Annotated in this window: 20 protein-coding genes; 16 read left to right on the forward strand and 4 right to left on the reverse strand. The window is 31.4% G+C overall.

Annotation, left to right across the window (positions count from 1 at the left end):
- The first annotated feature begins 66 nt into the window (after positions 1-66).
- The 4 genes from KDK92_RS16900 to KDK92_RS16915 all read left to right on the forward strand — a co-directional run bounded on the left by KDK92_RS16900 (position 67) and on the right by KDK92_RS16915 (position 5,781).
- Positions 67-1,419: a uracil-xanthine permease family protein gene (locus tag KDK92_RS16900; RefSeq protein ID WP_250860519.1), complete on the forward strand. Its 1,353-nt coding sequence runs from the start codon at positions 67-69 to the stop codon at positions 1,417-1,419.
- Positions 1,419-1,988: a xanthine phosphoribosyltransferase gene (locus tag KDK92_RS16905; protein WP_250860520.1), complete on the forward strand. Its 570-nt coding sequence runs from the start codon at positions 1,419-1,421 to the stop codon at positions 1,986-1,988. The genes KDK92_RS16900 and KDK92_RS16905 overlap by 1 nt, the downstream gene beginning before the upstream one ends.
- A gap of 385 nt (positions 1,989-2,373) precedes the next feature.
- The gene (locus KDK92_RS16910; protein WP_250860521.1) at positions 2,374-4,491 is read left to right on the forward strand and encodes a methyl-accepting chemotaxis protein; all 2,118 of its coding nucleotides are present in this window, start codon (positions 2,374-2,376) and stop codon (positions 4,489-4,491) included.
- A 198-nt stretch (positions 4,492-4,689) separates the two neighbouring features.
- Positions 4,690-5,781 (forward strand): GerAB/ArcD/ProY family transporter, encoded by a 1,092-nt coding sequence (locus tag KDK92_RS16915; RefSeq protein ID WP_250860522.1) that lies wholly within the window; start codon positions 4,690-4,692, stop codon positions 5,779-5,781.
- Between the two features lie 32 nt (positions 5,782-5,813).
- Here the strand turns inward: KDK92_RS16915 and KDK92_RS16920 are convergent, their stop codons facing one another.
- The 3 genes from KDK92_RS16920 to KDK92_RS16930 are packed head-to-tail and all read right to left on the reverse strand — an operon-like array spanning position 5,814 to position 8,755.
- Complete coding sequence (locus KDK92_RS16920) at positions 5,814-6,029, reverse strand: hypothetical protein (RefSeq protein ID WP_250860523.1); 216 nt, start codon at positions 6,027-6,029, stop codon at positions 5,814-5,816.
- An 18-nt stretch (positions 6,030-6,047) separates the two neighbouring features.
- Positions 6,048-7,205, reverse strand: coding sequence for a Ger(x)C family spore germination protein (locus tag KDK92_RS16925; protein WP_250860524.1), 1,158 nt, complete (start codon positions 7,203-7,205; stop codon positions 6,048-6,050).
- Positions 7,206-7,219: 14 nt separating this feature from the next.
- Positions 7,220-8,755 (reverse strand): spore germination protein, encoded by a 1,536-nt coding sequence (locus KDK92_RS16930; protein WP_250860525.1) that lies wholly within the window; start codon positions 8,753-8,755, stop codon positions 7,220-7,222.
- Between the two features lie 182 nt (positions 8,756-8,937).
- Here KDK92_RS16930 and KDK92_RS16935 point away from each other — a divergent pair, with 182 nt between their 5' ends.
- On the forward strand, positions 8,938-9,456 hold the full coding sequence (locus KDK92_RS16935) for a metallophosphoesterase family protein (protein WP_250860526.1): 519 nt from the start codon (positions 8,938-8,940) through the stop codon (positions 9,454-9,456).
- The gene (locus KDK92_RS16940; protein WP_250860527.1) at positions 9,425-9,814 is read left to right on the forward strand and encodes a metallophosphoesterase family protein; all 390 of its coding nucleotides are present in this window, start codon (positions 9,425-9,427) and stop codon (positions 9,812-9,814) included. Before KDK92_RS16935 ends, KDK92_RS16940 begins: the two co-directional genes overlap by 32 nt.
- A 210-nt stretch (positions 9,815-10,024) precedes the next feature.
- Here KDK92_RS16940 and KDK92_RS16945 read toward each other — a convergent pair whose 3' ends face one another.
- Positions 10,025-10,816, reverse strand: a complete 792-nt coding sequence (locus KDK92_RS16945; protein ID WP_276576017.1) for an SDR family NAD(P)-dependent oxidoreductase — start codon at positions 10,814-10,816, stop codon at positions 10,025-10,027.
- A gap of 650 nt (positions 10,817-11,466) precedes the next feature.
- Here KDK92_RS16945 and KDK92_RS16950 point away from each other — a divergent pair.
- From KDK92_RS16950 to KDK92_RS16995, 10 genes are all read left to right on the forward strand, one after another.
- Entirely contained in the window at positions 11,467-12,138 is a 672-nt protein-coding gene (locus KDK92_RS16950; RefSeq protein WP_250860528.1) for a response regulator transcription factor, read from the forward strand.
- A complete protein-coding gene (locus tag KDK92_RS16955; protein ID WP_250860529.1) occupies positions 12,135-13,193 on the forward strand; it encodes a HAMP domain-containing sensor histidine kinase in 1,059 nt (352 codons plus the stop codon). The genes KDK92_RS16950 and KDK92_RS16955 overlap by 4 nt, the downstream gene beginning before the upstream one ends.
- 561 nt (positions 13,194-13,754) lie before the next feature.
- The gene (locus tag KDK92_RS16960; RefSeq protein WP_250860530.1) at positions 13,755-14,273 is read left to right on the forward strand and encodes a hypothetical protein; all 519 of its coding nucleotides are present in this window, start codon (positions 13,755-13,757) and stop codon (positions 14,271-14,273) included.
- Positions 14,274-14,357: 84 nt separating this feature from the next.
- On the forward strand, positions 14,358-14,831 hold the full coding sequence (locus tag KDK92_RS16965; RefSeq protein WP_250860531.1) for a DUF2721 domain-containing protein: 474 nt from the start codon (positions 14,358-14,360) through the stop codon (positions 14,829-14,831).
- Positions 14,828-14,974, forward strand: coding sequence for a hypothetical protein (locus KDK92_RS16970; protein ID WP_250860532.1), 147 nt, complete (start codon positions 14,828-14,830; stop codon positions 14,972-14,974). Before KDK92_RS16965 ends, KDK92_RS16970 begins: the two co-directional genes overlap by 4 nt.
- An 89-nt stretch (positions 14,975-15,063) precedes the next feature.
- Positions 15,064-16,461: an MATE family efflux transporter gene (locus KDK92_RS16975; protein ID WP_250860533.1), complete on the forward strand. Its 1,398-nt coding sequence runs from the start codon at positions 15,064-15,066 to the stop codon at positions 16,459-16,461.
- A gap of 20 nt (positions 16,462-16,481) precedes the next feature.
- Positions 16,482-16,631, forward strand: coding sequence for a hypothetical protein (locus tag KDK92_RS16980; RefSeq protein ID WP_250860534.1), 150 nt, complete (start codon positions 16,482-16,484; stop codon positions 16,629-16,631).
- A 176-nt stretch (positions 16,632-16,807) separates the two neighbouring features.
- Positions 16,808-17,962, forward strand: a complete 1,155-nt coding sequence (locus KDK92_RS16985; RefSeq protein WP_250860535.1) for an aromatic amino acid transport family protein — start codon at positions 16,808-16,810, stop codon at positions 17,960-17,962.
- A 20-nt stretch (positions 17,963-17,982) separates the two neighbouring features.
- Positions 17,983-18,642 carry a metallophosphoesterase family protein gene (locus KDK92_RS16990; protein WP_250860536.1) on the forward strand — a complete coding sequence of 220 codons (660 nt, stop codon included), beginning with the start codon at positions 17,983-17,985 and terminating at the stop codon, positions 18,640-18,642.
- Positions 18,611-19,000, forward strand: a complete 390-nt coding sequence (locus tag KDK92_RS16995; RefSeq protein ID WP_250860527.1) for a metallophosphoesterase family protein — start codon at positions 18,611-18,613, stop codon at positions 18,998-19,000. The genes KDK92_RS16990 and KDK92_RS16995 overlap by 32 nt, the downstream gene beginning before the upstream one ends.
- Positions 19,001-19,101 lie beyond the last annotated feature (101 nt).

Genomic DNA, 19,101 nt, shown 5'->3' on the forward strand with positions numbered 1-19,101 from the left:
TTTTGAGGTGTTGCTGTTTTTTATTCTTTATTAATAAAGAAATTATGACAGAAGGAGATTAAGGACATGAAAAAAGAAGAAATGTGCCAAAGCGAAATTAACTTAACTTATGAAGTAGAAGATAATCCATCATTGTTTAAAAAGATATTGTTTGGATTTCAGCATATTTTTGCTGCTTTTGGAGGAATAGTAGTTGTACCACTTGTATTATCAAGTGCTTTGGGGTTTGATGGAAAAACTACTACTGCAGTTATAAGTGCATCAATATTGGCAGCGGGTTTAGCCACTATAGTACAAGCTAGAGGTGTTGGACCTGTGGGTTCTAAGACAGCATGTATAATGGGGACAGACTTTACTTTTGTATCCCCAGCTATATCAGTAGGTTCCGTTTTAGGATTACCAGGAATAATCGGGGCCACAATTTTAGGGGCAATTTTTGAAATTGTTTTGAGTTATTTTATAAGACCCTTAATGAAAGTGTTTCCACCAATAGTTACCGGAACAGTTGTATGTTTAATAGGACTTACCTTATTACCAGTTTCTATAGATTGGGCAGCAGGTGGTTATGGTGCAGCTGATTATGGAAGTATGAAGAATATTTCAATTACAATGTTAGTTTTAATTTTAACCTTAGTATTAAATAACTATGGAAAAGGTATGGTAAGTAGTGCTTCAATATTAATTGGAATGATAGTAGGATATATAGTATGTATACCTTTGGGATTAGTTGATTTTACGGCGGTACAAGAAGCAAGTTGGCTATCTGTTCCAAACATATTTGAATATGGTGTAGTATTTGATTTTAAGGCTCTTTTAGCTTTTATTCCAGCATACTTTGTAACAACGATTGAAACAGTTGGATGTTTGAAGGCGGTAGGAGAAGCTTCTCATACTAACATGGATGATAAAAGGATAGGATCAGGTGTACTTGCAGACGGAGTTGGTAGTATAATAGGAGGAGCAGTTGGTGCATTTCCAAATACTTCATTTAGTCAAAATGTAGGTGTTATCTCATTAACAAAGGTTGCAAGTCGTCATGTAGCTGTAATGGCAGGTATATTAATGGTTACATTAGGTTTTTTGCCTAAGCTTGCAGCTTTAATAAGTGGAATTCCTCAACCAGTATTAGGGGGAGTAGGTATAGTAATGTTTGGAACCGTAGCAGCAGCAGGTATCAAAACATTAAGTAGAGTAAAATTAACAGAAAGAAATCTTTTGATAATTGCTACATCTATAGGATTAGGATTAGGTGTAACATTTAGACCAGATGTAATTGCACAACTACCGGAAGGACTAAAAATGATATTTGCATCAGGAATATCAACGGGAACAATAACAGCTTTAGTTTTAAACTTAGTATTAAAAGAAAAGAACATAAAAACAGAAGAAAATATTAAGGAATTAGGAGAGGCTATATAATGGAAAGTTTAAAAGAACGTATATTAAAAGAAGGAAAAGCTTTAAATGAAACTGTATTAAAGGTTGATTCATTTTTAAATCATGGTGTTGACCCTAAATTAATGTATGATATGGGTGAATATTTTAAAAAATATTTCGAAAAACATGGAATTACAAAAATATTCACTATAGAAAGTTCGGGAATTGCTCCGGCGGTAATGACTGCAATGCAAATGGATTTAAACATGGTTACATTAAAAAAGCAAAAATCTAAAATCTTAAATGGTGGAGTTTACCAAACAACAGTACATTCATTTACTAAGGGGTTAGATTATGAACTTACCTTATCTAAGGATTACATTTCAAAGGATGATAAAATTCTTATTATTGATGATTTTCTAGCAAATGGTGAAGCTGCCTTAGGAGCTATAAGACTAGTGGAAGAAGCAGGAGCTACTGTTGGAGGGATTGGAATTGTAATAGAAAAGTCATTTCAACCAGGTAGAAAAATGTTAGATGAAAAGGGATATGATGTATATTCATTAGCAAGAATAAACAAACTTCAAAAGGATATAATTGAATTTATTTAAGGCAATTTACACAGGGAATACGTTATTCAAAATTTAACATAAAGTAGAGAAAGACTATGAAGAAAGCTATGGCTCAAAAACTTCATAGTCTTTTTGTGTTTTATGAATTGTATATCGTAAAATTAAAGTACAATCTTAAATATTAATTAAGATATAAATATCTTTTTGCTTTAATGGTAAATATAACAAGCAAAAATTAAAATTCTTAGTTTAATTAATTATTTCCCCAAATATTATTAAATTTGACATCAAACTGTAACATAAAAAATGTATCATATAATTTATAACAATAATAGTTCATATTAACTAAGTATGAAATTAATATTAACCTTGATAGTATGCAAATTATTAATTCTAGTTCAATAACAGGAGGCTGGGTATCAAAATGAAACTAAAATATAAACTAATAGCACTTTTCATATCTTTTGCCATAATTCCAACTATTACAGTAGGGACTTTGGTTTATGTACAATCGTCAAAGCTTACATTAAACAGTAGCTATGAAAACCTAGAAAATCAGCAAAAAGCAGCGGAAATATCAATAGTCCAGGCAATTGAATTTATACAGAAGGAGGGATATCAGGTTGCGCATGAAGGAATAATAAATAAACTATTTGAAGTTTATGATCCTGTTATTAATACACCTAATGGAAAGGTAAATCAAGTTAATAATACAGAAAAGAAGTTAAATGATAAAGTTTTACTTAATAATAATTTACCATCAGTGCAACAAGGGAATTATCAAAACTTCACAGAAATGTTTAAGTATAAATTAGAATCAATGTTCCATGAGAGTAAATATCATGAAGAAATTATGATCTTAGATAAGAATGGTAAAGTAATAATGACTGCTAATGGCCAAGGAGATAATGAGGAATTTGGAAATGCAGATTATTTTATTAACATTAAAGAAAATAAAGTTACATATAAATCTAATGCTCAAAAGTATTCTTTTAGCGGGAATCCAGTAATATACATAGCAGAACCTATAATGTCAAAAGAAAATCAATTTTTAGGAGCATATGTACAAGTTATAAACCTTGAGAAGCTTTCTCAAGAATATATAGAAAATATTAAAATTGGTAGTGAAGGCTATGTTTATATAGCAGAAAAGGATGGAACTATAATAGCTAGTCCTAACAAAAAACAGATACTACAAAAGGATAATATGGTGCAAATTAATGAGAGTAACATTTCATTTACTGATAAACTAGGTACTTCAAGCTATACTTATGAAAATATTAAGTATGAATCAGTTTATACATATAATGAAAATTTAGGATGGGTAATTACAGCCAGTATACCTACTAGTGAAACAAAGGCAGTAGGTAATTTAATAACAAAGATATTAGCTTTAAGTACTATATTAATTGCTGTAGCAGCATGTATTACTTCAGTGATTATTGCAAGAAGAATATCAACACCTTTAGAAAAGATATCAACAAAAATGGAAAAGGTTGCAGAGGGTGATTTTACTATTAAAATTGAAGAGGGAAGTAATGATGAAATAGGTATTATGTCAAAAGGTATAAATAGTACATTAAATAAAATAAAAGAATCCATAGGTAAAGTTAAAAACACATCTAAAAGTGTTGCAAATTCATCAGATACATTAAAATGTACATCAGATCAAATGGTGCAGACTTCTGAAGAGGTTGCAAATTCAATACAGGAAGTTGCAAAAGGAGCATATTCTCAAGCAGAAGAACTTATGGAAATTGTCAATCTTATATCTAACTTTGATGAAGAAATAAAAAAGGTAGAACACCAAATAATTAATGTAACTGAAAATTCAAAGGATACAGAAGATAAAGCACAAAATGGAACACATAAGATAAATGAATTAATTGTCTCTATCAACAATATTAAAGAAAAATTTGATATTACTATGGTTAAAATTAATGATTTATCTTTAGCGATATCTCAAATTGAAAAGATTACAGATACTATAAATGACATTTCTGAACAAACCAATATGTTAGCTTTAAATGCCGCTATAGAAGCCGCAAGAGCAGGAGAAAATGGGAAAGGTTTCTCTGTTGTTGCTGAAGAAGTAAGAAAGCTTGCTGAGGAGTCAAAAAAATCTTCTGAGAGAATAATGTCTTTAATAAAAGCTATTATAGAAGATACAAAAAAAGTGAATGAAAATACTAATAGTGTAAATGAACTAATGGAAGAGCAGCAAAGTGTAGCAGAGATAAGTATGACAGCATTTAAAGATATATTATCTTCTGTAAATAAAATTCCACAGAGTATGAAAGAAACAAGTTCTTCAGTTAATCAAGTAGTGGAAATAAAAGATGTTATATTAAATAAAGTTGAAAACGTAACATCTGTAGCGCAAGAAGTATCAGCTTCAGCAGAGCAAATATCAGCATCTTCAGAAGAAATGTTGGCATCTACTGAGGAAGTGTTGAGAATGGCTGAAAATGTACAAGGAGATTCTATGGATTTACAAGAGAAGATGAATATATTTAAGATTGACGAAGCAGTTGAAAATTAACTAATAGAATAAAAATAAGGAACTTCCTACATTAAGTTGTGGGGAGTTTTTTCATTTTCTACTGGTGACTATCACTTTGGTTAGGACGGGATTTGTTGGACTCGCTTGCCTTATATTCATATTCATGTAGTAGTATTAAAAACTCAGTTTATCCTAATAATAATCATAAGTTGTTTATTTTATCCTTGGAGGTAAAGAATGTCTAATGAAGTTATTTCAGATAAACAAGGTATTAGTTTAGTAACATTGTTCATACTGGGAAGTACTCTTGTAATAGGGATAGGAACAGAAGCGGGAAGAGATTCTTATTTTGCTGTTATTTTAGGATTAGTTTTTTCTTTGCCGATGATTATTATTTATGCAAGGATTCTTTCCCTTTATAGAGGAAATGATTTATTTGATATACTTGAAATAGTTTTTGGTAAGTTATTTGGAAAAATAATGTCTATACTGTATATATGGTTTCCTTTTCACCTAGGCTCATTGATTATAAGAGATTTTGGTGAATTTATTACTACTGTTTCAGCAATTGAAACTCCAATGGTTGTATTTATGTCAGCTATGATATTTTTGTGTGTTTGGGCTGTGAAAAAAGGATGCAAATTGTTAGGTAGATGGGCAGAACTGGGTGTAATAGCAATTATATTTTTCGTTTTTTTTACAATAATATTATCCATACCAAATATGCAGCTGAACAACATTAAGCCTGTTTTTTATAAAGGAATGAAACCAGTTCTTGGAGGAGCTTTTTCTGTTTTTTCTTTTCCTTTTGCTGAAACAGTTATATTTTGTCTTGTTTTCTCAAATTTAAAAACGAATAAATCTCCATATAAAATCTATAAAATGGGATTATTAATAGGCGGTTTTGTGCTATTCTCCTTAATCTTTAGTGAAATTTTAATTTTGGGTGAATTTGGGTATGTTGCACATTATTTTCCAGCACACATAATGGCTAGTAGGATAAGTATAGGAGATGCAATTCAGAGGATGGAAATACTAGTTGCTATCACTTTTCTAGGAAGTGGATTCATAAAAATATGTGTATGTCTTTTTGGAACTTGTAAAGGTGTTGTTAAAATGTTTAATTTTGATGATTATAGTTTTATTGTAACTCCAGTGGCAATAATGATGCTTTGCTATGCTTTTATAGTACATGATAGCATAATGGAAATAGGAGAGTGGGCTTTTAAAATTTGGAGATATTATGCACTTGTTTTTGAAATAATTTTCCCAGTTATAATATGGATTGGTGTTGAAATAAAGAAAAAAAGAAGTTTAACTAATAAGTAGAGGTACACTAAGAAGCAAATATTAGTATACCTCTATTTTTGTATTATAGATTCAACAATAAATTTAAATCCATCTGTTGGATTAGGAATTTTTACTCCCATACTAAGCAATAAACTTATTACAAAGGCAATTGAAAAAAATATGGAGTATAGAACTAGTTTTCTTTTCTCCTTATTTTTATATAAAGGTGTAATTTCAATTACACCAATTATTAAATAAATAAATAAAATCATAACAATTATAAACATACACTCATATCCTTTTGATTATTCTGCTATTTTATGTGGTTTAGACAGTAAAGAACTTTTGGTAATCTTAACGTGTGAATTTACTTCAACATCTAAATTTGGAAAATTTTTATCCCAGTCCTTGCCTATTTTTTCCCATTCATAAGGCATATCTTTTTTTATGCTATTACCAAAACCAAAGATATCGCTATTATAATTTGTTTGAACTTTGCTTATTAAATCCTTAATATTTTCTTCAATTTTTTTTTCGGTATGTCTTTCTAGTTTCTTTCTTGCATTTTCTTTAATTACATCTATTGTTCCATCAATTTCCACTATAGAAAATTCTGTTTTAATATCAATTTTTATAGTTATATTGTTATCTTTTTTTATTGGAGTTATCTTAGTTTTGCTTTTTAAAATTTCTAAGCATATATTGAAGGTTTCATCATCAACTTCTTGTTCAACAACAAACGCTTGATTTGTAATATCATTATCGATAAATAAATAATACATAGCTTCATGATTATTAAGGGTACCTATTAATTTATCTTTTTTGAATACTGCAAGACCAGAAATTCTGGTGATAGACGACTTATCAGTGTTATCGTTATAAACTAAGGGAATTATTGATTCATAACCTTCTTGATACATTTTTTGAGTTAAATCCCAGAAGAATACTCTTTTGTAGGTTCCTACTTTACCTTGATAATTTAAACTTTCTTCAAGCTTAGTACTTATTATTTCTTTGCTATCGTTTTTCTTTAAAAAAATATCTTCAGCAGTACTTTCATCAGACACCAGTATTTTCATATCTGGTCTGAATTCAGCATCTCTCATAGTATAATCAATTAATGGAATAATACCATGTTCAGCCATATCTTTTCCTATAATAATTACTTTTGTATGTGGCCAATAAGCTGGTTTACCATTTTTCTCAACAATATTTCTTATGGCTTTAAATAATGTCTTTCCTTTATGTTGAAGCAATTTCGCAGTTTTTTCACCTTTTTCTCCTATTGATGAGGAGAAGAGTTCAAATGTAATAATATACTCATTTTTAAAATTATCCCAATCTATACCTGCTCCCATAACAATATCAACATCATTTACTTCTTTATAACTCCAACAGGAGGTTAATAAAAAACTTATTAGTATAAAAATTGTTATTAAACTTGTTGCTTTTATTTTATTCATATTTAACATTTTCATTATTCCTTAGTTTTTATTCTTTTACTAATGTCATAATTCTTTGTAGAGCGAAATGGATTTTTTGCTACTATCTTTGTTCTGTATTTCATATACCACCAGGGTACTCTAATTCCAATATCTTGAATATTCTCTTTTGTAAATGAATCTAAATATAACATATAATATACTCCAAAAGACTTCATGGACAATAAATGAATAAAAAGACCAATGAGACCAAAGATATAGCCGTATAACCCTAAAAATGAGGATAGAAATAAAAAGATTACTCTGACAATTATCAATCCTCCAAGCATTTTAGGTAGTAAAAAGCTCGATATTCCTGTTATTGCTGTTACTATTACCATAGGAGCGCTAATAAGACTTGCAGCTACTGCTGCTTCACCTAATACCAATGCTCCTACAATACTTACTGCCTGACCTATATGTTTGGGTAATCTAATACCTGCTTCTCTTAGTATTTCGAAAGTTAATAGCATTAATAAGGCTTCTAAAAAAGTAGGAAAAGGGACCCCTTCTCTTGAGTTATAAATACTTAATAAAAGTGGAGTTGGAATTAATTCTTGGTGATATGTGGTTAGAGCTACATATATGGCAGGAACACTTGTAGCTAGAAAAAAACCTATAATTCTAATTAATCTATTAAATGAAGCATATATAAAATTATTATAATAATCTTCATTTATCTGAAAATATTCAACAAATAAAAAAGGAAGAGTCAAAACGATTGGGGTTCCATCACATATTATTACTATTCTACCTTCTAAAAGTTTACCAGCAGCAGTATCAGGTCTTTCAGTTGATCCAATAGTTTTAAAAGGTGAAAAGGGTTCATCACTTACAAATTCTTCAATATACCCAGAGTCCAATACACCATCAATATCTATTTCATCCAATCTTTTTTCAAGTTCATTTATTATATTATCTTGAGCAATTCCTTCTACATAGCATATACAAACGCTAGTTTTAGTTGTATATCCTATTTCTCTAAACTTTACCTTTAACTCATGTGATTTGATTCGTCTTCTTATGAGAGATATATTTGTTATTATGGATTCAGTAAATGCTTCTCTAGGTCCTCTAACTACTGCTTCAGATTTTGGCTCAAATATTGATTTTTTTTCCCAGCCTTTTGTGTTCAAAATCAAAGCTTCACTGTATCCTTCAACCAAAAGTAGTGAATCACCGTATACTAATTTGGTTATTATTTCATCAATATCAGATAGTTTTATAAGTTCATCTACAAGCAACACTTTTTTCATTAAAATATCAATAGTATTGGTATTTTCTAACTTTGATTTAATATCATAATTAATTAAAGGCAATATAACATTTTCATTAATAACATCTCTACTAACCATGCCATTAATGAAAATTAGACAATAATTTATTGTGGATGTTTTATTTTCAAAATATCTATATATAACAGTGTTGTCATTTTTGAATATATATTTAAATAAGTCAATGTTATCTTTCAAACAAGGAGTTAACTTGAATTTTTCATTTAAAGAGTTTTTATTTGGAGTTACTTCAGACATATTAAACCTCCTTTGTTATTAGACTTATTTTCCCACATAGTTCAAGAATATATGTATACGACAAATTAAATATATAGTGTCAATAACTTAGTAAAAAAGTAAATTAAGGGTTTATGGTGTCGCTAAAAAAATACAAATACTGAAATGTATGGAATGCTATCCAAAAGCAAGATAAATTAGGGATGGATGCTGTAACAAAATTAGTAAAAGAAACAAAACCCGATTTAATTATTCTAACAGGAGATAGTATCTTTCCTTTCATATTAAAAGCAGGCACAAGAAACAATATCAAACAGGCTAAAAAACTAGTTGAATTTATGGATTGCTTTAAGATTCCTTATGCCTTTTTATTTGGTAATCATGATATTGAAATGGGATCCAAAGGTGATAAAAATCAAATTTCAGAGATAATTTCAGATGGTCAATATAGTATTTTTGCTAAAGGTGATAAAAACCTCACCGGTCTAGGTAATTACATAATAAAGTTACATGATTGCAAAGAGCAATTACTAATGGCACTTGTTATGTTAGATTCAAATATGTACAGGGATGGATGGTTCTACAGTGGATTTGATTGCATTCGTGAAGAACAAACAGCATGGTGTACGGAAGAAATATCCAAGCTCAAAAAACAAAATCATGATTTAAAAAGCTCTAGCTTTTTTTCATATGCCCTTACCAGAATTCAAGCAAGCTTATGAGAAAATGAAACTTGGAGATAAAAGTGTTGAATATAATTTTGGGAGTATTGGAGAAAGTAATGATTATTTTGGAATATCAAAATATAAACCTGACTTCTTTGAAAAGGCAGTAGAAAGTGGGATAATTAAAGGGATTTTCTGTGGTCATGATCATTTAAATACTTTTTCACTAACTTATAAGGACATCATGATGACATATGGTATGTCAATTGACTTTTTAGGATATTCAGGTATTGGTAAAAAATATACCCAAAGAGGTGGAACTTTAATAACTATAAATAATGATGGTTTATTTAAGGTAGATCCAGTTCCACTTACAACAGTTGTTTCAAACTTTGTTAGAGGTCAAAATAAATAAGTTTAACGACTTTAATTTAAATTAGAGTCGTCAGGCTGTTGAAAAAGCCCAATTTCATCGTCACTAAGAATCGCTGTGCTGCGCGAGTACTACTTGTACACCCTGCTGCTCGCTCTTCTTGTTCCTTGACCTTGGGCTTTTTCGACGCCTAAAATTCTTAAGACAGAAAACAGAGTGAAAAACAATATAATTGTAACTTTATTAACAAACTCACTTAAGAAGCGTATTTTTAAGTCTTATGTATTTGTTTTGTAACATTGGAGTACTATATCTATCTTTAGGATTAACATCTTCAACAGCGCTAATGTACTTGTTAATAATTGAATCAAAATTTGATGATTCTACTAATTTAAAATATGAGAATTGTCTAAACTTTATTAACCGTACTTTTTTCTTGAAGTATGAAGATTTATCCATCCAGACAAATTGCTTACTAATATTCTTCTGATTAAATCCAGTAGCATATGCACCAGGTTCAATTAAGACAATAGGTATATTCACTTTTTTTAATATTTTAAGTTCTTTGTTCAAACATGAGGCTATGCACTCTAAGGCAAACTTTGTAGAACTATAAGGTGATAAAAAAGGAACTGGAGATATACCAGATAAAGAGGAGATGAATATAATTCTTCCGGATTTTTTTAAAATCATATTCTGAAGAGCAAGTTGAGTAAGTTCTAATGTTGAAAATACATTTGTTTCAAAGGTTTCTCTAAATTTATCTATAGGAAGTTCACAAACAGACCCGGAATCCCCAATAGCCGCATTGTTAATCAAAACATCTATATGTAAGTCTTTTATTAAGAGTCTATCTTCAGTATGTAATATATCTAATTTAAAACTATGCAAAGGTAGACTCCACACTTTATTAAGTCTATTTATATTTTCAGCTTGTTCATAAGTGTGGGTTGTTGCATACACAAAATGTCCTCTTTTAGCTAGAGCAAAAGCAGCTGCATAACCGAGTCCAGAACCACAGCCTGTAATTAAGAAAGTTTTCAAAACAATCACCTCTATGTATAAATTTTGCATAAAAAATAAATTTAAACCGAAATTTCAATTGAAGAATATATTTTTTCTCGAAGTAAACTTTGTAACTCATTAAAATCTAATTTATCTTTTTTAAGCGTGCAGGATCTGGGTTTCCACGAGGAGTTTTAATAGGCTATATTATTATAATAGTTATTTCATTGATATGGGGAAATGATTACTATTCTCCATGTGTCCCAGGTTTTATTGAACAAGTTGGCAGTGAAATAGCAACTATTTGAGTTGAACGGTTAATTATGGTAATATGTTAATATTTAGTTTATTAGCTAAATAAAAGCTAATTTATGTATAAAGAGAATAATTCAATGAGAATATTAATAATAGGATGCCTAGAGCAGGAAAGTCTGTTTTGACTAAAGGATTAATGAATTTTTAGGGTATCCAGTCATGCATTTAGAAGGTATGGATAATTTGATAATATCCATAGAAAGAGAGGTAAAGAAATGATTTTATGAGGTTGAGTTTGATGGAATTAGAATTTATATTTTTATATAAACGATTATTAGTTTAACATTACTTTAACAAAAGTAATTTACAATATAGAATAAAAAGTTTTTATGCGTTCAACAAACTACTTATAGAATAACCAAGGAGTTGATATCATGATAAACATACTTGTTGTTGAAGACGATTTGAAACTTAACCAGATCGTCTGCACATATTTGAACAATAACGGCTACTGTGCAACGGGCTGTGAAAATCCCACAGTGGCCTATGACCTAATGTTCACTTCGGTCTATGATTTGATTATATCGGACATTATGATGCCGGAAATTGACGGGTTTGAATTTGCGAAGACTGTTAGGGAACTGAATAAGAGGATTCCCATTCTATTTATCACCGCCCGTGATGATATTTCTTCTAAGCAAAAGGGTTTTCGAATTGGCATCGATGACTATATGGTCAAGCCATTAGACATGGACGAAATGGTTCTGCGCGTGGGCGCATTGCTGCGTCGGGCGAATATTGCCAACGAAAAGAAGTTGACCATTGGCAGACTTCTCATGAATGCTGACGAAATGACTGCTTATGTAGGCGACGAGGAAGTCCCCCTGACTGTGAGAGAATTCAACATCCTTTACAAGCTGCTGTCATATTCCAAGCACACTTTCACTCGAAGCCAATTGATTAACGAGTTTTGGGGATTGGAGAGTGAATCGGGGCTTCGAACAGTGGATGTTTATATTACAAAGCTAAGGGACAAATTCTCTGCCTGCAAGGATTTTGAAATCGTTACTGTCCACGGACTAGGTTATAAGGCGGTGGTAAAATGACGCCCACAAAAGATAAACGAATCAATGCCAGTTTTTTATCTTTCAAAGAATATGTGATATTCTTTGTGATTCTACTGGTCGTGTGCTGCAGCTACAACAGTGTTTATTTTTTATATCGGGAAGCCGGCGAGGCGAACAATAATCTTATTGTTGCGGCAGCCATGTTTGGTAATCTGATTTTCACCTGTTTCGCGGTATGCATCATATTCGCCTTCTTTCGGAAATACTATTTCGGCAGACCTATGAAGCACATTGGGGATGCGGCCCGAAGAATCGCAGAGGGTGATTTCTACGTGAGGATCGAACCTTTGCGTAAGGACGGGAAAAAAGACGAGATTGAAGTCATGATTGAGGACTTCAACAAGATGGCAGATGAACTGTCCAGCATTGAAACCATGAAAGGTGACTTTATTGCAAATGTATCTCATGAAATAAAATCTCCACTTTCCGTAATTCAAAGCTATGCCATGGCGTTGCAAAACGATAATCTGCCCACAGATGTGCGCCGAGAATACTCTGAGACCATAGTAACAGCTTCTCGAAAACTATCTGATTTGGTATCAAACATTCTTAAACTGAACAAGCTTGAGAATCAAGAAATATTTCCAGCTTCGGACCCCTATGAACTTGGAGAACAACTGCGTTACTGTTCACTTTCATTTGAAGAATTATGGGAAAAGAAAAACATAGATTTTCGTGCAGATATTGATGATGTATCCGTGTGTTATGATGAAAACCTGTTGGAGCTTGTTTGGAACAATCTGATTTCAAATGCAATCAAATTTACTGATGAAGGCGGAACCATTGAAGTTTCCCTGAAGGCTGGTGTCAGCTATGCTATCGTAACTGTTAAGGACACAGGCTGCGGTATGAACGAGAAAAACGGTGCTCATATCTTCGATAAGTTTTATCAGGGTGATACATCCCATTCCAGGGAAGGGAATGGACTTGGCCTTGCGCTGGTTAAAAAAGTTATTGATGTAGTAAGCGGCGATATATCCGTAGAAAGCCGCTTGGGTAAAGGAACCCAATTTACAGTTCGTCTGAAAATTTAATGAATCAATAGACCTTTACCTCCTTTGGCTTTGATGCTGAAGGAGGTTTTTTACACAATTTTCGCTTTAACATTTCTTTAACAAAAGTTTAGTATCTCACAAACATTCCATTTGTAAAATATATACATCAGATGGGACAAACCCATATGATCTAAACAATATCTAAGAATGGAGGATTCCTGAAATGCTTAAAGTTATCATTATTGCTGCTGTTTGTGTGGTCGGCGGTTCTTTCCTTGCTGTGAAAAACAAGAAGAACAAATAAATGCAGTTTTCGTCAAAGCATCCAGAACATGAGAAAAATCTCCTTTGAAGTAAAGTCAAAGGAGATTTTTCTCAGTACACTATACTGAAAGGAGTTGGTCGCTTTAACATATCTTTAACATTAGTTTAAAACCGCAAAAACACCACAATTGGATAATAAGTATGTTCAATAAAACAATGGACACATTCTAGAAAGGAGGTACTGCAAATGAAAGTCTTTAAATGGGTTGGTTTAGGTTTTGGTGGATTGGCTGTGATCGGTTTTGTTTTGGGTAAGGAGTTTCACACCAAATACAAATGGCAATAATAAAATCAAAGTGGCTTTGGAGCGTTCTTTTGGCTCTGTGGGATATCCTAATCATCTGCATTATCGGATTGAACAGTTTTATTCTGTTGTACCTACGAAATCAAGAACATTCGGATATGTACCGTGTCATCTATGCTTTTTTGAACGCGTATATCGTGGTTTTCGTAACAGAGATTATTGTTCTTCTGTTCTTTCGCAGGAACGTGGATTTAAGGAACGTTCTATATTTTACCCGAAAAATATTTCGCCTGATTTACACGGCCGTGTATCTGACCATCATCATGATTACCCTTATTCATATTGAAGATTATGCTACACCTGACCAAATGCAAAACGTGATGATTTACAACAGTGTTATGTTTGTAGGTATTTCAATAAATGGCACAAGCTGTATTTGGGGCAAGAAGCTTAAAAACTGGGTCTTGAAAAAAAGGCTTAATCAAAACTGTTCTTCCTGTTTTATAAACCGTTTGTGTGCTCGATTTGTGGATGATAATTTAGCGGAATAAATTAACGGGAGGCATTTCTGGAAAGATACAGTGCAATGAGGACCTATCTATCTTTAAAAAAACTAAAACGAAAGGATGTTTGCTATGGAAGAAACGAAAAACATAGAAGTTGATAAAACTTCTTATAGCTATGCGTACCATGCCGAAACAGAAGCGCCTGAAGCTACAATGAATCAGAAAAAAAACGAAGAAAGTGATTTTGCCAAAAAGATATACAGGGCACTACTGTGCTGTTCTTTGATTTTGCCAATCATTTTTACAGCGGGAATCGTAGGCGTAGGCTTTATATCCTTAGGTGGAGCAACAATATTTTGTGGGGCCTCAGCAATTCTCTTTGTAGGAGCCTCTATATATGCTTTTGCAAGCAGTATCGGATATTTTGCCACCGAAGCATTTACAGGGGTCGGATTGATTGGAAGCAGTATGCTGGCACTGGCCATCTCGCTGTTGTGTTTGATTGCAACAATCTTTATTGTACGTTGTGCTTTTCCCGGTTTTAACTATCAATTGAGAGCAATCTACGAATGGATTGTTGATAAGAAAGAAGGTGCGAAATGAAAAAGTTTTTTAAGATAGCTGCAATTGCAGCAGCGGTTTTGGCAATTGTAGGTTTGATTTTTATCGGAGTTTCGTTCTTCACAGGCGAATTCGATAGCGTTATCGAAATGATACGCTTTAATTTTGGTAGATTACTATTATAAAAGCGAATAGTCTAGACCCAACTCAATATTAAATAATTCTTTTTAACTTAAATGGATAAATCTAATACTTAATTGAAGGAGAACTATATATGAATGAAAACAAATTGTATTTGATGGAAAAAGAAAAGCCTATGAAGGCATTGTTAATATTATCATTGCCCGCTGTTATAGCAATGTTAGTCAATACAGTGTACAATTTAACAGATACATTTTTTATTGGACAACTAAATGATAGCTCACAAGTTGCCGCAATAGCAGTAACATTTCCAATATTTACGTTGTTGTCAGCAGTTGGTATTATTTTTAGTACAGGGGGAGCATCACTCTTATCAAGGGTTTTGGGAAGTAAAAACTATAAAAAAGCTAGTAAAGTTGCAGTTATAACTTTTGTATCATGTTTTACTGTTTCAATAGTTATAAGTATTATTGTATATATTTTTTTAGAACCTATCCTTATGATGTGTGGTACAAGTGAACAAACTATAGGTTATGCTTTGAAATATAGTCAAATAATTGTAGGATTTAATATATTCACCTTGGTAAATGCTTGTTTTAGTGGACTACTTAGGGCAGAAGGTTCTACTAAAGAATCAATGAACGGTTTAATGATAGGAACTATTGCTAATATCATTATGGATCCTATTTTTATAATATTACTTAACTGGGGAGTTGTGGGAGCAGCTATTGCAACCGTAATCGGAAAAATATTATCATGTATATATTATTTATCCTACTATTTAAGAAAGAAAAGTATTGTAGATATTAATCTTAAGGATTTTTCATTTGATTCCAAAATATATAAGGAAATTTTTAAAATTGGAATTCCAGCTTCGTTAAGTCAGTTTATGATGAGTTTGTTTATGGCATTTTTAAATGCTGTAGCTGTGAGATTTGGGGATTCAGTAGTTGCAGCAGAAGGTATTGTTATGAAAATAATTTCAGTTGTATTTATGATTTTAATTGGAGTATCGGCTGGTTATCAGCCACTAGCTGGATATAATTACGGGGCTGAAAATTATAATAGATTTAGAATAATAATAAAGAAAGCTATTATGCTATGTTCAATAATTTCATGTATATCAGCAGTGATATTTTTGCTATATTCTAATTCAATAATTAGGATATTTATAAAAGATGTAGATACTGTTTATTATGGTTCTAGCATACTAAGATATATGAGCTTAAGTTTACCTATTATAGGTGCTCAAATAATTATGTCTATTACATTTCAGGCAGCGGGGAAAGGTTTGCCTACGTTAATTCTATCTTTAACAAGACAAGGAATATTTGCAATTCCATTATTTATATTAATGCCTAAGTTATTCGGTTTTACAGGATTTTTATTAGCACAACCCATTTCGGATATATTATCATTTGCACTTACAACAATCTTTTTTATGGTGTTTCTAAAGAATATAAAAAAAGATAAATTAGAACCAATAGAATCTATAGAAGAAATATCTAAAATAATAATAGAAGAAGCATAGATGAAAAGATTTTTGAGAGTGTGGTTAATAAAATTATATTAGGTGGAACTGATAAAGAAGGCAAAACAGATCATTATATGTTAACTTTCATATTTAATTTAGGTATGAGTCATTCACTAAAAGGTAAAGATGTGATGGTATTTAATACAGTAAATGTGACAAATTATTAATCGCATACGTTTAATATTTTCAAAGATAGATATGAAGAATTATGACCATTTGATTTTGAGAAAAATATCAAAAATATAAAGAATAATAGGGAAATTGAGGTAATTGTGTTAAAATATAAAATAAGTATAAATAACACTCATATATAGAATTTTCAAAATCAAATGGGGGGATATAAATGAGAATACAAAGTGAAGCTAAGTTTACTGTGTTTGAAGCAACTAGTATGATTGTTGGACATAGTATTGGTACGGGAATCATCGCTGTACCTTATTTAGCAACTAAAAACAGTCTTAAAGACGTTGTTTGGATGGTAATATTGGCATATTTTATTAATGTTGTTTTACATTTACTTATTGCTGAGTTGTCGTATAATAACGGGGGTGTTCAGCTTGTTAAAAGTTTTGAAGGTGAATTATTCAATGGTAAAGGTAAAAAAATCTTTAGTTGGACTATGTTTACGGTTTATGGATTAGCAATTATTGTTGGTGTCAGTGGTAATATCAATGGTGGAGCCCAAATTATTGAGAACTGGTTGCATGTACCTTTTTCTGTGGCTCAGCTAATATATTATCTTTTAGCTGGTATTGTAGTTTTTATGGGAATGAAGGCTGTAGGAATTGCCCAAAAGTATACAGTAACTGTTTTGATGTTAATCGTCGTAGTGATGAGCGTGGGAACTTTCATACGTCCACTAAATGAATTGCAAGCATCTGAAATGCATATCAATAATCTTTTAGGGTTATATAGCATGATTGTTTTCGCAACTTCTGCGAACCAAGCTGTTATCCAGTCGGTAAAAGGATTGAATGGTGATGTAAAGAAAATTAGGACTTCAATTTTCTTAGGTTTTGCCATATCAGCATTTTTTGTTTTAATTGTAACAACAACTGTTTTGTTAGGGGTTAAAGGTCCATTAGATAAAGAACTTGCTTATCTTCAATTAGGTGAGAGTATTGGTCCATGGGCAGCCATTCTTGCGGGTGTGTTTTCATTATTCGCGCTTCTAACAACATTTTGGTCAAATACATTAAGTCTTCGTGATGTCGTCCATGAACAAATTGGAATAAATAATAAGGTTTGTTGGTTATTAGCTACAATACCTTCGTTATTATTCGCGATATTTGGTGTGAATAGTTTTATTATTTTGACAAGAATAATGTCTGGAGTAGTAGTACTTGTTGCTATTATGCTAATATTTACATATAATAAATCAAGGAAAAAAGCTGGAGCTAGCCCTATATGTGGGAAAATCGGAACATTGCCCTTTCAAGTTGCAATGGTAATATCTACTATGATTTGTGCAGTTGGAGCCATGTTACCATTAACGTAATAAATTGGAGGAATTAGCTTATGTATAATAATCCTATGTTTTACAAAGATAAAGATAATCATTTTGTGTTAAAAATAGGTGAAAAACCTTATAAAATATTACAATTAACTGATTTGCATTTTGGATATGGAATGCTATCCAAAAAGCAAGATAAATTAGGGATGGATGCTGTAACAAAATTAGTAAAAGAAACAAAACCCGATTTAATTATTCTAACAGGAGATAGTATCTTTCCTTTCATATTAAAAGCAGGCACAAGAAACAATATCAAACAGGCTAAAAAACTAGTTGAATTTATGGATTGCTTTAAGATTCCTTATGCCTTTTTATTTGGTAATCATGATATTGAAATGGGATCCAAAGGTGATAAAAATCAAATTTCAGAGATAATTTCAGATGGTCAATATAGTATTTTTGCTAAAGGTGATAAAAACCTCACCGGTCTAGGTAATTACATAATAAAGTTACATGATTGCAAAGAGCAATTACTAATGGCACTTGTTATGTTAGATTCAAATATGTACAGGGATGGATGGTTCTACAGTGGATTTGATTGCATTCGTGAAGAACAAACAGCATGGTGTACGGAAGAAATATCCAAGCTCAAAAAACAAAATCATGATTTAAAAAGCTCTAGCTTTTTTTCATATGCCCTTACCAGAATTCAAGCAAGCTTATGAGAAAATGAAACTTGGAGATAAAAGTGTTGAATATAATTTTGGGAGTATTGGAGAAAGTAATGATTATTTTGGAATATCAAAATATAAACCTGACTTCTTTGAAAAGGCAGTAGAAAGTGGGATAATTAAAGGGATTTTCTGTGGTCATGATCATTTAAATACTTTTTCACTAACTTATAAGGACATCATGATGACATATGGTATGTCAATTGACTTTTTAGGATATTCAGGTATTGGTAAAAAATATACCCAAAGAGGTGGAACTTTAATAACTATAAATAATGATGGTTTATTTAAGGTAGATCCAGTTCCACTTACAACAGTTGTTTCAAACTTTGTTAGAGGTCAAAATAAATAAGTTTAACGACTTTAATTTAAATTAGAGTCGTCAGGCTGTTGAAAAAGCCCAATTTCATCGTCACTAAGAATCGCTGTGCTGCGCGAGTACTACTTGTACAC

The organism is Oceanirhabdus seepicola (assembly GCF_023684385.1).
In the GTDB taxonomy this organism is placed as follows: domain Bacteria; phylum Bacillota; class Clostridia; order Clostridiales; family Clostridiaceae; genus Oceanirhabdus; species Oceanirhabdus seepicola.